General features: G+C 68.7%; 16 protein-coding genes. 12 read left to right on the top strand and 4 right to left on the bottom strand.

All coding sequences use genetic code 11. The features are described 5' to 3' along the window. Positions 1-162: glutamate--tRNA ligase family protein (locus VNS22_RS01860; protein WP_349261679.1), on the bottom strand; the 162-nt coding region annotated here is incomplete at its 3' end. A gap of 150 nt (positions 163-312) precedes the next feature. Between VNS22_RS01860 and VNS22_RS01855 the strand changes: the two genes are divergently transcribed. The 3 genes from VNS22_RS01855 (at position 313) to VNS22_RS01845 (ending at position 2804) form a co-directional block, all read left to right on the top strand. Beyond that, positions 313-999, top strand: a complete 687-nt coding sequence (locus VNS22_RS01855; protein WP_325729022.1) for an alpha/beta hydrolase — start codon at positions 313-315, stop codon at positions 997-999. After that, positions 999-1559: a GNAT family N-acetyltransferase gene (locus VNS22_RS01850; RefSeq protein ID WP_325729019.1), complete on the top strand. Its 561-nt coding sequence runs from the start codon at positions 999-1001 to the stop codon at positions 1557-1559. The genes VNS22_RS01855 and VNS22_RS01850 overlap by 1 nt, the downstream gene beginning before the upstream one ends. A 177-nt stretch (positions 1560-1736) precedes the next feature. Continuing rightward, on the top strand, positions 1737-2804 hold the full coding sequence (locus VNS22_RS01845; RefSeq protein ID WP_349261678.1) for a bile acid:sodium symporter family protein: 1068 nt from the start codon (positions 1737-1739) through the stop codon (positions 2802-2804). A 4-nt stretch (positions 2805-2808) separates the two neighbouring features. Here the strand turns inward: VNS22_RS01845 and VNS22_RS01840 are convergent, their stop codons facing one another. The 3 genes from VNS22_RS01840 to VNS22_RS01830 form a co-directional block, all read right to left on the bottom strand. Beyond that, on the bottom strand, positions 2809-3453 hold the full coding sequence (locus VNS22_RS01840) for a ChrR family anti-sigma-E factor (RefSeq protein ID WP_325729014.1): 645 nt from the start codon (positions 3451-3453) through the stop codon (positions 2809-2811). Then, on the bottom strand, positions 3450-4049 hold the full coding sequence (locus tag VNS22_RS01835; RefSeq protein WP_325729011.1) for a sigma-70 family RNA polymerase sigma factor: 600 nt from the start codon (positions 4047-4049) through the stop codon (positions 3450-3452). The genes VNS22_RS01840 and VNS22_RS01835 overlap by 4 nt, the downstream gene beginning before the upstream one ends. 63 nt (positions 4050-4112) lie before the next feature. Beyond that, positions 4113-5513, bottom strand: coding sequence for an FGGY-family carbohydrate kinase (locus VNS22_RS01830; protein WP_325729009.1), 1401 nt, complete (start codon positions 5511-5513; stop codon positions 4113-4115). 94 nt (positions 5514-5607) lie between these two features. On the opposite strand from VNS22_RS01830, the gene VNS22_RS01825 reads away from it, so the two are divergent. From VNS22_RS01825 to VNS22_RS01785, 9 genes are all read left to right on the top strand, one after another. Beyond that, entirely contained in the window at positions 5608-6309 is a 702-nt protein-coding gene (locus tag VNS22_RS01825) for a class II aldolase/adducin family protein (protein ID WP_325729007.1), read from the top strand. Continuing rightward, positions 6306-6773: a TIGR02444 family protein gene (locus VNS22_RS01820; RefSeq protein WP_325729005.1), complete on the top strand. Its 468-nt coding sequence runs from the start codon at positions 6306-6308 to the stop codon at positions 6771-6773. The genes VNS22_RS01825 and VNS22_RS01820 overlap by 4 nt, the downstream gene beginning before the upstream one ends. A gap of 67 nt (positions 6774-6840) precedes the next feature. Beyond that, on the top strand, positions 6841-7755 hold the full coding sequence (locus VNS22_RS01815; protein ID WP_325729003.1) for a sulfite exporter TauE/SafE family protein: 915 nt from the start codon (positions 6841-6843) through the stop codon (positions 7753-7755). Positions 7756-7834: 79 nt separating this feature from the next. Then, positions 7835-7987 carry a hypothetical protein gene (locus VNS22_RS01810; protein ID WP_325729001.1) on the top strand — a complete coding sequence of 51 codons (153 nt, stop codon included), beginning with the start codon at positions 7835-7837 and terminating at the stop codon, positions 7985-7987. Between the two features lie 297 nt (positions 7988-8284). After that, a complete protein-coding gene (locus VNS22_RS01805; RefSeq protein WP_325728999.1) occupies positions 8285-8725 on the top strand; it encodes an RbsD/FucU family protein in 441 nt (146 codons plus the stop codon). Between the two features lie 5 nt (positions 8726-8730). Continuing rightward, positions 8731-9306, top strand: a complete 576-nt coding sequence (locus VNS22_RS01800; protein ID WP_325728997.1) for a DUF1349 domain-containing protein — start codon at positions 8731-8733, stop codon at positions 9304-9306. A gap of 140 nt (positions 9307-9446) precedes the next feature. After that, positions 9447-11267, top strand: a complete 1821-nt coding sequence (gene typA / locus VNS22_RS01795) for a translational GTPase TypA (RefSeq protein ID WP_325728995.1) — start codon at positions 9447-9449, stop codon at positions 11265-11267. A gap of 170 nt (positions 11268-11437) precedes the next feature. Next, positions 11438-13330: an adenylate/guanylate cyclase domain-containing protein gene (locus VNS22_RS01790; protein ID WP_325728992.1), complete on the top strand. Its 1893-nt coding sequence runs from the start codon at positions 11438-11440 to the stop codon at positions 13328-13330. Between the two features lie 196 nt (positions 13331-13526). Then, on the top strand, positions 13527-14042 hold the full coding sequence (locus VNS22_RS01785) for an NUDIX domain-containing protein (RefSeq protein ID WP_325728990.1): 516 nt from the start codon (positions 13527-13529) through the stop codon (positions 14040-14042). The last annotated feature ends 9 nt before the right edge of the window (positions 14043-14051 follow it).

The raw sequence follows: 14051 nt of genomic DNA, 5'->3' as shown, positions 1-14051 counted from the left end.
TTCGGTGAACTCGGTCCGGCAGCGGCCGAGGTCGATGTCCTCGATCCGCAGGAGGAACTTGCCGCCACAGAAGCGCGCCGCGTCATGGGCGAACTGGGCCGAGTAGGCATGGCCGAGATGCAGGTAGCCGGTGGGCGAGGGAGCGAACCGGGTGACTCGCACCGGCTCGTCCGCGAACAGCGGCGGCAGCCTGTCATGACCAGCGAGAACCAAGCTCCACCCTTTCCCTATCGTGCCGGTTGCATGGCATGCCACCGGCTTTCATGGTGCCCATATTGGTTGTCCTCCAGGACACGCCGCAAGCGCCGAACGATGACTGATCTACCCTGCTTCATCCATGGCCCGGCCGGCGGCACCAGGCCCAGTGCCTGCGTCGTGCTGCTGCACGGCCTGGGTGCCGACGGTGCCGACCTGATCGAGCTGGCGCCGGCCCTGGCAGAAACCCTGCCGGGTGCCGTGTTCCTGGCCCCGGATGGTCCGCAGCCGTGCGACCTGGCCCCGTTCGGCCGCCAGTGGTTCTCGCTCCAGTCGAGGCTGCCGGCCGACCTGACGCGCGGAATCGAGGCGGCGTCACCGGTCCTGGCGGGCTTTCTCCAGGCGACACTCGATCGCTTCGGCCTGCCGGCTTCGGCCCTGGCCCTGGTGGGCTTCTCCCAGGGGGCCATGATGGCGCTGCATACCGGTCTGCGCATGGTCGAGCCGCCCGCTGCCCTGGTCGGCCTTTCCGGGCGGTTCCTCGCCGCCGGTGACCTGCCGGCTGCTTCCAGGCCACCGGTGCTGCTCGTCCACGGCGAGGCGGACGATGTCGTGCCGTTCAGCGAGATGGCGGCCGCACGGCAGGCACTCGCCAGGCTGGGCGTGCCGGTCGAGGCCCATGCCCGCCCGGGCCTGGGCCACGCCATCGATCCCGAAGTCCTCCAGCTCACCGGCAGGTTCCTGCGCCGCCACCTGCCGATGGGCGCTTCACCTGGGCCCCAGTCCCGAGGGGAGCCCTCCTGATGGCGGGCAAGCTCCGGATCCGCGTGCTGGAGGCGGCCGAGGCCGGTATGCGGCTGGACGAGCTGGCCGCCATTCTGGCCGATGCGGTGGCGTCCGGGGCCTCGGTCAACTTTCTGGCCGGTTTCTCCGCCGCCGACGGCCGTGCCTTTTGGCAGGACCAGCTGCCCGGCTTGGCCGCGGGCACCAGGCTGCTGTTCGTCGCCGAGGACGAGGCGGGGCTCGCGGGTACGGTGATGCTGATGCTCGCCCATCAGCCGAACGCGCCGCACCGGGCGGAGATCGGCAAGATGCTGGTCCATTCGCGCGCCCGGCGCCGCGGGCTCGGCCGCCGCCTGCTCCAGGCGGCCGAGGCGGCCGCCCTTGCCGCCGGCCGGACCCTCCTGATGCTCGATACCGAGACCGGCAGTGCCGGCGAGCAGCTCTACCGCAATTGCGGCTGGATCGAGTTCGGCCAGGTGCCGGGCCACAGCTACACGGTCGACGGCCGGATCGGCCGGACCACCTTCTTCTACAAGCAGCTGGCCGAACTCTTCCCGCTTCGCCAAAGCGACCCAGCCTGATCCGCCCGGCATCGACCAGCATCATGCCGTCCAGCACCTGCACGGCTTGGAGGTGGACCAGGCGGCTCGGGCACTACCCGGCCGGTCCGCACGGATGGCCATCGTGGTACCGGATGCCTATGATCGCCATTTGGGCTGCGGATGACCGATCCTGCTGATGCCCAGCAGACCCTCTTGATGAACCTTTGGGAAGGCTTGCCCCTCGTGCCGTTCCGTTCCGTCCTGTCCCGCTTCGGCATCGACCCTTATCTGATCGCCCTGATCCTGACGGTCGCCTTCGCCTCGCTGCTGCCGGTGCACGGGATGGGTGCCGAGATCATGGACCAGGTGGTCTATGCCGCAGTAGCGCTCCTGTTCTTCCTCTACGGGGCCAAGCTCTCGCCCAAGGCCGTGCTGGAAGGGCTGCTGCACTGGCGCCTCCAGTCGATCGTGTTCCTGAGCACCTTCCTCCTGTTCCCGCTGATCGGCCTGGGCATTACCTGGGCGGTGAGCCCGTTCCTGCCGGACGAACTGGTGATCGGGCTGATGTTCCTGTGCGTGCTGCCCTCCACCGTGCAGTCCTCGATCGCCTTCACCTCGATCGCGCGCGGCAACGTCCCGGCGGCCCTGTGCAGCGCATCCCTGTCCAATCTGGTCGGCATGGTGCTGACCCCGCTGCTGGTGGCGCTGCTGCTCAGTTCCAGCGAGATGAGCTTCAGCCTGGATTCCCTGTGGAAGATCCTGCTCCAGCTGCTGGTGCCGTTCCTGGCGGGCCAGGCCCTGCGCCCGCTGATCGGCGGCTGGCTGGCGGCGCGCAAGCGGGTGGTGGGGCTGGTCGACCGCGGCTCGATCCTGCTCGTGGTCTATGCCGCGTTCAGCCAGGGCATGGTCGCAGGCATCTGGACCCAGCTCGGCTGGACCGACCTGGCACTCGTCCTGGTCCTGGACGTCCTGATCCTGGCCCTGGTCCTGGCGGTCACCACCCTGGTCAGCCGGCGCGGCGGCTTTGCCATCGAGGACGAGATCGCCATCGTGTTCTGCGGCTCCAAGAAGAGCATGGCGGCCGGCATCCCGATGGCGCACATCCTGTTCCCCGCTGCCACCATGGGCATGATCGTCCTGCCGCTGATGCTGTTCCACCAGATCCAGCTGTTCGTCTGCGCGACGCTGGCCCAGCGCTACGCGCGCCGCCCCGACGGGAAGGTGCCTGGCGAGGTCGAGGAGCCCAGGGCCGGCAAGGTGACCGCGGTGCCGTCCTCCGTCTGAGTGTTCAGATCCGGATGACCCCGTTCAGCAGGCGTAGGATCGGGTCGGTCAGGCGCCGCCCGGCATCGGTGACCGCCAGGCAGTAGCAGTCCTCGCCGCGCTCGGCCCAGGGACGGTGGTCGGTGCTGGCGTCCGCCAGCGCCAGATCGCCGCGCCGGTAGCTCCCGGTATTGTCGCGATAGGCGCCACGGATCACCACGGTGAGCTCGGTGCCCTCGTGGGTGTGTTTGGGCACGGGCCAGCCGGCCTTCAGCCGGAAGAACCGCGTATCGTAGCCGGGAATGTCGGTCAGGAGCGGATATTCGGACAAGGGGCCGCGCCAGATCCAGGGCAACTCGTCCAGCGGGGCCGGCAGGTGGCGCGCCAGCACGGCCGGGACGCCCTGGTCCAGTCCGTGCAGCACCGGTGCGGGCGGTGCCGGCGCATCGAGCCGCGCCAGCACCGCCTCCAGGCTGCCCGGTGCCGGCGGCACATCGTCCAACTCCTCCAGAAAGGCGCCGCCCAGCGCCTCGTAGGCCAGGAGCTGGCTGCGCGCCGTCTGGTTGAGCGCCACGTGGGTCGCGACGGCCAGCGCCAGGGGCTCCGGCAGCCGGCCCGCGGCATAGGCCAGGAGCAGGTCGTGGCGCATCTCGTCCATGGCGTCGCTCATGGCTCGGACTCCTGGCCCTGGCCACCGCCGATCAGCGTCCGCATCTTGCCGAGTGCGAGCCGTAGCCGTGATTTGACCGTACCGAGCGGCAGCGCCATCTCCTCGGCGATGACGCTGTGCGACTTCTCCTCGAAATAGAAGATCTTCAACAGCTTGGCCTGTTCGGGCGGCAGCGTCGCCACCGCTTCCAGCATGCGCTCACGCATCTGCCTCGCCGCCACGATCTCGTCACTGAGCGGCTGGCTGTCCGGCTCTTCCAGCGCGCGCTCGTCCAGTTCCGCTTCCGTGCCCCGATCGCGCCGCAAGAGGTCGATGCGCCGGTTGCGGGCGATGGTGTAGATCCAGGTGGCCGGGGAGGCCAGCCGCCGGTCGTACTGTCCGGCGCGGCGCCACACCGACAGCATGACTTCCTGGCAGAGGTCGTCCGCCGCCGGATCGGCGACGCCCAGTCGGCGCAGGTACGACTTCACCTTCGGTGCGAAATGGCGGAACAGCTGGGCGAACGCCTCGCGGTCGCTGCTGGCCGCCACCTGCTCGATCAGCAGGGCCAGGTCCGGCGGAGCGGAGCCGTCTGCCGGCTGGTGCTGGCGTTCCATGGAAATGGTTATTGTCCGGCATCGCGCAGGATCAAGCCGTCCCCGCCGATCCGGCCAGCCCCGTCAGCCATGCTCGACCGCCGCCCGCCAGCGCTGCCGGTATTCCGTCAGCCCCGCGAGCTCGGCCGGGGCTACCGGCGTCAGCTCGATCGGCGGGGTCGGGCGGACCTTGCGCCAGTGGAGTTCCGCGGCACCGAGCGCGGTGCTGTCCGGTTCGGCCGAGACGGACAAAGGCTGCGGCGCCCGCAGGGCCGCCAGGATCGGGGCATAGAGCCGGTCCTTGGCCAACCCCCCGGCCAGGATCATCTGTCCCTGGCTCTTGAGCAGATCCAGGACCACGTCGGTACCGAGTGCCACGTAGAGCGAGGCCAGCGCCCTGGCCTCGGTCGGATCGGCCAGTTCCGGGCCGGTCACCCGGCCCTTGCCGGCCGTGCCGGGGAAGGTGTCGCCATTGGCGTTGAAGGTCGGCAGCGCCATGGTGCCCCGCTCGATCAGCCGGTGCACCACTGCGAGGTCGGGCTCCCCGCCGCCGCTGCCCTCGAGCTGGGCGACCAGGTCGAACTCCCGGCCGGCCATGAACCTCGCCGTGGCGACCGGGCGGCCGGTGAAGTCGGTGTTGCTCACCATGTCGCGCGCCGGATCGAGTTCGGCGAGCGGCAGGTCGGTATCGAAGGTGATCAGCCAGGTACCGGAGGAGAGCAGGGTGAAGTGGTCGAGCCCGGCCATCCGGTAGCGGCCATAGTCGGCATTGCTGTCATGGATGCCCACCAGCACCGGCGTCCCCGCTGGAATCCCGGTTTTATCGGCCAGCCCAGCCCGGATCGGGCCCAGCACGTCGCCGGCACGGCGCCGCTGCGGGAACAGCCGGTCGAAGCCGAACCGGCGCGCGGTGCTGGACCATTCGCCGGTCGAGGTCGCGATCAGCTGGGTCTGCGCTCCCAGCGCGCAATGCTCCCAGGCGAGCTGGCCCGAGAGTCGGTAGGCCCAGTACTGGCCGAGCGGCACCACCGTCCTGACCTTGGCGAACTGTTCCGGATGCTCGTGCCGCGCGCGCCAGAGCTGGCGGGCCAGCAGCATGCCGTTGGGCGCGATCGAGCAGAAGGTCTCGTTGAACGGCGGGGCGACCTCGGCATAGCTTCGGATCACCTCGTCCGGATGCTCGTCCTCGTAGTCCATGATCGGGAAGGCCAGCTCGCCCGCCTCGTCCAGCATGGCACAGGTCGAGCCATAGGCGGTGGGCACGATCGCCACGACGCTCAACTCCCGCGCCAGCTCCCCGAGTGCCTCGATCATCCAGGCCTCGGTGACCCCGACGTCGGGGTGCCGCCAGGGCGGGCCCGGCAGGGTCGGGTTGGGCGTGCGGCGCTGGGCCAGGACCTTTCCGCCTGCGTCGATGGCGAGCAGCTTGATGTTGGTCTTGCCGACATCGAGTACCAGCACCGCATCCCGCCGACTTTCGCCCATTCCGGTGCCCCTCTGCTCAAGCTATCGCATGTTGACAGAGCTGCTGACCACGGCCCAGCCTTTCCTCCGTCCAGCGCAGGGAGTTGGCAGGAACATGGCGAAGGTCAAGCACCGCAAGCTCAGGCAGGAGATCATCGATGCCTGCCTGCGCATGACCGAGCTCGGCATCAACCAGGGCACCTCCGGCAACATCAGCGCGCGCATCGACGAAGGCATCATCATCACGCCCACCGGCATCCCTTATGAGGACCTGAAGCCTGCCGACCTGCCGGTGGTGTACTGGGACGGGACCTATGAGGGCGACCGGATGCCGTCCTCGGAATGGCGCTTCCACTGGGACATCCAGCGCAGCCGGCGCGACATCGACGTGGTGGTGCACAACCACGCCATGCACTGCGTGGCGCTGGCCTGCATGCACGCCTACATCCCGGCCTTCCACTACATGGTCACGATCGCAGGCGGCCACGACATCCGCTGCGCCCCATATGCCCGCTACGGCACCCAGGCCCTGTCGGATCATGCGATCGAAGCGTTGAAGGATCGCTACGCCTGCCTGCTCGCGAACCACGGCATGATCGCGATCGGCCCGACCGTGAAGAAGACCCTGGGCCTAGCGCACGAGGTCGAGGTGATGGCAGCCCAGTACTGGCGAGTCCTGGCCGCGGGCGAGGTGAAGCTGCTCGGGCCTGAGCAGATGGACGACGTGCTGGTCCGCATCCGCAATTACGGCAAGCAGCCCGACGAGATCCTGGACGGCACGCCGCCGGCCATGGAGCCGCCGCCCAAACGGACGTGACGCCGAACCTGTTCGCCCGGATCTCCGAGCTCTACGCGCGCCCGGGCGTGGCAGAGCGCTGCCTCCTGCTGCAGGACGAGTTCGGCCTGGACGTGAGCCTGGCGCTCTCGGCCGCTCTGGACGGCTGGGCGGGGCGGGCCTGGGCCGCTGCGGACCTGGCCCGGCTGCGCGCAGACGGCTGGGACGAGCGTGCTCGGATCGCCAGAGCACTGCGAAGGGCGCGTGAGCTTGCCAAGCCGCTCGCCGCGACCGATGCCGGCATGGCCGACCTGCGGAGGAAGATCCTTCAGGCCGAGCTCCAGGCCGAGCGGCTGGCGGTGGACTGGCTGGCAGGCAGGCTGGGTCCGCCTGCAGATCATGATCCCGGTTCTGCCGCCACCGCTGCCGCCAACCTGCGCCTGATCGCCGGTGAGGCGCTGCCACAGACGCTGCTGGATCCGATCCTGGCCGCCCTGCGAGGTTGACAGGCAGCCGCCGGCATGCCGATCGAGTGGGCTGGTCGGACGGCATCGACTGGGCCGCGCAGCGCGTATGGAACTCTACCTTCCGATCGCCGAGATGTCGGTAGACATGGTGGTGCTGCTGGGTCTCGGCGCGGCGGTAGGCTTCCTGTCCGGCATGTTCGGGGTGGGCGGCGGCTTCCTGATGACCCCGCTGCTGATCTTCCTGGGCATCCCGCCTGCCGTGGCGGTCGGCACCCAGGCCCTGCAGATCCTGGCATCCTCGTTCAGCGCGGTGCTGAACCATGTCCAGCGCAAGACGGTCGACGTGAAGATGGGTGCGGTGCTGGTGGCAGGTGGCGTCGTCGGCGCCACGATCGGCATCGTGCTGTTCCGGGTGATCCGGGCGCTGGGCTATATCGACGTCACTATCGCGTTTTCCTACGTGATCCTGCTGGGCGTGGTCGGCTCGACCATGCTGAACGAGAGCCTGCGCACGGTACTGCAGACCATGCGGCCCCGCCCGGTGAACCAGCCCAAGCGCAGCCACCGCCACGGCTTCGCCCATCGCTGGCCGCTGAAAATGCGCTTTGCCCGCTCACGCCTCTACATCAGCGCGCTGCTCCCAGCCCTGATCGGGGCGGCGGTCGGCATCCTCACCGCGATCATGGGCGTGGGCGGCGGCTTCGTGATGATCCCGGCGATGATCTACCTGATCGGCATGCCGGTCTCGATCGTGGTCGGCACCTCCCTGTTCCAGATCACCTTCGTGGCGGCGCTCACCACCTTGCTGCAGGCCGCGTTCAACCACACGGTCGACATCGTGCTGGGCCTGCTCCTGATCGTGGGCGGGGTGATCGGTGCACAGCTCGGCACGCGGGTCGCGATGCAGCTGCGTGGCGAGTACATGCGCCTGTTCCTGGCGGTGCTGATCGTGCTGGTCTGCCTGAAACTGGTCTACGACCTGGTGGCGACCCCGGTCTTTCCCTACGAGCTGGTGAGCTGAGCCCGTCCCGCCCGAGCACCGCGATCCCCTGAGCAGGATTGCTGCCGGTGAGCCGCGGCCCCGGGAGAATGATCCAGCCATGCACAGCCGGCTCGCCGTCGTCCGCGACAGGCTGCAGACCGGCCTGTGGCCGATCCCGATCGGGATGACCCTGCTCGTCATCCCGCTCCATGCCCTGGCCGCCTGGATCGACGACCGGCTCGGCGACATCAGCGGGCTGCTGGATGGGTGAGCCGGGCGGTTCCTCCGGCGATCCATCGGGACGAGGCCGGCGAGCCGGGCGTGATCGACCAGCCCAACGACTATGCCGGCCTGATCACATCGAGGCGGCCTTCGTTGCGGCGGAACGGAAGCTCGGTCAGGTGCTGCGGGGAAGGCCACAGCCCGCCGGGGATGGGCTGGCGCTGGACCTAGCCCGCTGAGGCCCGACACAGAAGCCCCTTCTGGAGCCCGCCGCCATTCGTTATGGGCATGCCGTGCGACGGCGGCCGGATGGACAGCGCCGGCCGGCACCGGGGAGGAACAAGACATGCTCAAGGGAATCGATCCGCTCCTGAACGCGGACCTGCTCTACGTGCTGCGCGCCATGGGCCATGGCGACGATCTCGTGATCGCAGACGCCAACTTCCCGTCCGAGACCATGGCAACGCGCAAGCTGATCCGCATGGATGCCGCCGACGGGCCGCGGGTCCTAAAAGCCGTCCTCTCGGTGATGCCGCTGGACGACTTCGTGCCGGACCCGGCGCTGCGCATCGCGGTGGTGGGTGATGAAAGTTCGATGCCGGAAGTGTGCGCCGAGTACGGCACGCTGGTGAGCGAGGCGTCCAAGGGCAAGGTCCAGCTCGGCCAGATCGAGCGGTTCGCCTTCTACGAGCGCTCCAAGAAGGCGTTCGCGGTGATCGCCACTGGCGAAACCCGCCTTTATGGCTGCATCCTCCTGAAGAAGGGCGTGATCCGGCCGGGTGAGTGAGCGGCATGTTCGCCGGCTGCACCTGGCTGAACGAGCCGCCCTCCTGGCGCCTGGAGAACGACGAGCTGCGGGTCGTCACCGGCAGCGGCACCGATTTCTGGCGCGAGACCCATTACGGCTTCACCCGGGACAGCGGCCACTTCTTCTTCATGCCGGTTACGGGCGACTTCACCGCGGAAGTGCGGGTGCGGGCCAGCTACCAGGCGCTCTACGACCAGGCCGGCCTGATGGTGCGCATCGACGCGGCGAACTGGGTCAAGGCCGGCATCGAGCTGTCGGACGGCTGGCCGCTGCTCAGCAGCGTGCTGACGGTGGGCCGGTCGGACTGGGCGACCGGCCGCTTCACCGGCGATCCAGCGGACTTCTCGCTGCGTGCCACGGTGCAGGACGGGGTGCTGCGCCTGCAGGCCTCGGCCGACCGGATCACTTGGCCGCTCCTGCGGCTGGCGCCGTTCCCGAAGGCCGGCCGTTACTTGGTCGGGCCGATGTGCTGCACGCCCGAACGGGCCGGGCTCGAGGTCGGCTTCTCGGACTTCTCCGTAGGGCCACCGAACGGCAAGGACCTGCACGACCTGTCCTGAGGGCTGGTGATCAACCACCACGAAGTTTTTGCTGCACTGCGGCAAGGGCGTGGAATCTCGCTTGCAGTTCCTATATAAGGCCAGCCACGTTCCGCGAGCAGCCAGCTCGCGCCTCCCATCACGGCCGAGCACAGGGTTTCATGGATCTGCGTAACATCGCGATCATCGCGCATGTCGACCACGGCAAGACGACCATGGTCGACAAGCTTCTCCAGCAGTCCGGTTTGTTCCGAGAGAACCAGCAGGTTCAGGAACGGGCCATGGATTCCAACGACCTGGAGCGCGAGCGCGGGATCACGATCCTTGCCAAGTGCACTTCGGTCGCCTGGAAGGACACCCGCATTAACATCGTCGACACGCCCGGCCACGCCGATTTCGGCGGTGAGGTCGAGCGCATCCTCGGCATGGTCGACGGCGTGGTCCTGCTGGTCGACGCCTCGGAAGGCCCGATGCCGCAGACCAAGTTCGTGCTGGGCAAGGCCCTGCGCCTCGGCCTGCGCCCGATCGTGGTCATCAACAAGGTCGACAAGCCCGACCAGCGCGCCCACGAGGTGCATGACGAGGTGTTCGACCTGTTCGCAGCGCTGGACGCCACCAACGAGCAGCTCGACTTCCCGACCGTGTTCGCCTCGGCCAAGAACGGCTGGGCTGCGCACGACCCCGAAGGCCCGCGCGAAAGCCTGGCCCCCCTCTACGACCTGATCGTCTCCCATGTCCGCCCGCCCCAGGTGGACCTGGAGGCACCGTTCTCGATGCTGGCGACCACGCTGGAGGTGAACCCCTATCTGGGCCGCCTGCTCACCGGTCGCATCGCGTCCGGCCGCATCCGGCCCAACACCACGATCAAGGCGATGAGCCGCACCGGCGAGCTGCTGGAGCAGGCGCGCGTCACCAAGATCCTGGCCTTCCGCGGCCTGGAGCGCACCCCGGTCGAGGAGGCCGAGGCCGGCGACATCATCGCGATCGCGGGCATCCAGAAGGCGACCGTCGCCGACACGCTGTGCGACCCGTCGATCAGCGAGCCGATCCCGGCGCAGCCGATCGACCCGTCCACCATCGCGATGACCTTCTCGGTCAACGATAGCCCCTATGCCGGCCAGGAAGGCAGCAAGGTGACCTCGCGGGTCATCCTGGACCGCCTCAGGCGCGAGGCCGAGGGCAATGTCGCGATCAAGGTCACCGAGAGTGCCGGCAAGGACGCCTACGAGGTGGCCGGTCGTGGCGAGCTCCAGCTGGCCGTGCTGATCGAGCAGATGCGCCGCGAAGGCTACGAGATGTCGATCAGCCGCCCGCGCGTGCTGATGCAGACCGACGAGAACGGCCAGAAGCTGGAGCCGATCGAGGAGGTCACGATCGACGTCGACGAGGAATATTCCGGCATCGTCGTCGAGAAGCTGACCCAGCGCCGCTCGGAGCTGAAGGACATGCGCCCGGCCGGTGCCGGCAAGCAGCGCCTGGTGTTCCACAGCCCGTCGCGCGCGCTGATCGGCTATCTCGGCGAGTTCCTGACCGACACGCGCGGTACCGGCGTGCTGAACCGGATCTTCCACGCCTTCGAGCCCTACAAGGGTGCGATCGCCCAGCGCCACACCGGCGTGCTGATCAGCAGCGAGCAGGGCGAGGCGGTGGCCTATGCGCTGAACTACATCTCCGAGCGCGGGCCGCTGTTCGTGCATCCTGGCGAGAAGCTCTATGCCGGCATGATCATCGGCGAGCACACCAGGGAAAACGACCTCGAGGTCAACCCGGTCAAGACCAAGAAGCTCACCAACATCCGTGCCGCCGGCAAGGACGACGCGATCAACCTGTCCCCGCCGGTCAAGATGACCCTGGAGAAGGCCATCGCCTACATCGCCGACGACGAGCTGGTCGAGGTGACGCCCAAGGCGATCCGGCTGCGCAAGCGCTATCTCGACAGCAACGAGCGCAAGCGCATGTCGCGGCAGAGCGAAGCGGCCTGACCAAGGCCAGCCGGGTTCGAGACGATGGAGCGGTCGGCTTGCCGGCCGCTCCATTTCGTTTCGGGGTGCAGCACATCGCCAGGCTGCGGGAATTGATCAGTGCAACCCGGTACTCATCCTGCGAGCCGTCGCCTATATTGAGCGGCAGGTCGACCTGATGGGCCAGCTCCATGGAACGCAAGCTTGCTGCCATCATCGCCGGGGACGTGGTCGGCTACAGCCGGCTCATGGCCGAGGACGAGGCCCAGACCTATGGCGAGCTGCGGACGGCGTTGCGGGAAATCGTCGAGCCGGCCGTGCAGCGCCATGGCGGCCGGACCTTCAAGCATACCGGCGACGGGTTCCTCACCGCGTTCGGCAGCGTCAACGCGGCGCTGGAGGCGGCCATCGAGATCCAGCGGGGCTTTGGCCCATGTCCCCTGGACCTTCGGCTCGGCCTCAACCTCGGTGATGTGATCGAGGAGGACGGCGACGTCTTTGGCGACGGGGTGAACGTCGCCAACCGGCTGCAGGCCATGGCCGAGCCCGGCAGCATCTATGCGAGTGCCACGGTCGTGCGCAGCGCCGACAAGGAGCACGTCGCCCGCTTCCGGCGGATCGGCCGCCGGCAGGCGAAGAACATCCCCGAAGCGATCGAGGTCTATGCTTGGCGCCCGGACGAGGTGGCGCCCGGTGGGCTGGCGCGGCTCCTGCCGGCTGGCCGACTGGCCTGGACCCGGCCACGTTCCACCGTCCTGGCGAGCATCTGCGCCGGCATCCTCGGGGCGGGCTACATCGCGGCCGACAGCTGGACGGAGCGCACGGCCGCACCACCGGCGGCAGCGGGCAGTGCCTCCGGGCTGCTGCGTACGGCGGCAGCGGACAGCCGCCCGACCGTGGCGGTGCTGCCCTTCGACGACCTGAGTCCCGAGCCGAGCCAGGCCTATTTCGCCGATGGCCTGACTGAGGACGTCATTGCCAACCTCGCACGCAACCGCGAGCTGATGGTGATCGCGCGCAACTCGACCTTCGCGCTCGCCGACCAGCCTGCCGACATCCGCGAGGTGGGCGAGCGGCTGGGTGCGCAATATGTGGTGGAAGGCAGTGCCCGGCGGGCGGGCGATCAGCTCAGGGTGGTGGCGCAGCTGATCGACGCACGCACCGGCACCCATCTCTGGTCGCACAGCTACGACCAGCGCATCGAGGACGTGTTCGCGGTCCAGGCCGACCTCACCGCCCGGATCGTCTCCTCGCTGGTGTCCTATGTGCGCCAGAGCGAAGCCGCGGCCGCCGTGGCCCGTCCGACCGCCGACCTGCGTGCCTACGACCTCGTGCTGCGGGCGCGCCGCCATCACAAGCACGGTGCCGCCGACCGAGCCGCGCTGCTGGAGGCGCGTGACCTGTATCAGCGGGCGCTGGAGCTGGACGCGGGCTATGCTACGGCCCGCGCCTATCTCGGCCTCACCTACATCGCCGAGCAGTTCGACTGGCCCACCGGCAACGCGGCCGAGCTGGTCGCACGCGGCATGGCCGAGGCCCGCGAGGCGATCCGGCTGGAGCCGGATCTGCCGCTGGCCTACCAGGTGCTGAGCTTCGGGCTGGCAGCCAGCGGCGAGTATGGGGGCGCTATGCGCGCCGCGCAGCGGGCGGTGGAGCTGAATGCCAGCGATCCGGACAGCCTGATGGCACTGGCCAAGGCGCAGCTGCGGTTCGGCGCCTATGACGAAGCGGTCGAGAATGCCGAGCGGGCGCGACGCCTCCATCCCCTGGCGCCGGAATACTATGCCTACATCCACGGTCAGGCGCTCTATGCCGCGGGCCGGCTGGGCGAGGCGGACGAGGTGCTGGCCGAGTGCGTGCTGCGGGCGCCGCAGGACCCGGACTGCCTGAAGATCCGTGCGGCGGTGCTGGTCGGCCTGGAGCGGCCGGACGAGGCACGCGCCACGATGGCCGAGCTGCTCCGGCGCGAGCCCGATTTCTCGCTGGCAGGAGAAGAGGTCAGTCGGCGCTTCGGCAACTCGCCGCTGATGCACCGCTTCCTTTCCGACCTGTCGCGCGCAGAGGCACCGCCATCGGCCGCGTGAGGCCGGTCAGCTTGGTGACGAGCCCGAACAGCGGCGGTAAGGCTTGATGCACGCGGGAACGCGACATTTCTCAGAATGCCGCTGGGCAATATGCGCAGCCCCAGGCGACTGCCCACCCTCCAACGGGAGAGATGCGGCATGGCCGCGTCCATGGCATCGGTGGTGCCAGTGCCACGCGAGGAGATCCGTGCCTGCCATGCCGATGTCCGACTATGTCCGCAAGCTCCGCCGCCATCTGGGCAACGATCTCATCCTGCTGCCCTCGGCGGCCGCGGTGATCCGGGACGATCGGGACCGGATCCTGCTCGTCCGGCAGATCGACAGCGGCATCTGGTCCACTCCTGGCGGGGCGGTCGATCCGGACGAGAGCCCCTCGGATGCCGCCGTGCGCGAGGCGTTCGAAGAGACCGGTTACCTGATCGAGCTGGTCCGGGTGCTGGGGGTCTATGGCGGGCCGCAATACCGGGTGACCTATCCCAACGGCGATGTGACCTCCTATGTCTCGACCGGGTTCGAGGCACGGGTGATAGGCGGCGTGCCGAGGCCCGATGGCGAGGAGACCTCGGAGCTGCGCTGGTTCACCGAGGACGAGCTGGCAGGTGTCGATCTCAGCATCTGGGCACGGGTGATGGCGGCCGACCTGTTCGCCAACCCGACGGCCGCCCGCTTCCCGAAGCCCGGCTGGCGGCCGTCATCCGGCACGCCAGCCTGAGCCAGGATC

The organism is Geminicoccus sp., from assembly GCF_035556675.1.
Taxonomy (GTDB): Bacteria; Pseudomonadota; Alphaproteobacteria; order Geminicoccales; family Geminicoccaceae; genus Geminicoccus.
The sequence above is the reverse complement of the archived record's forward strand: the minus strand, read 5'-3'. Positions and strand labels throughout refer to the sequence as shown.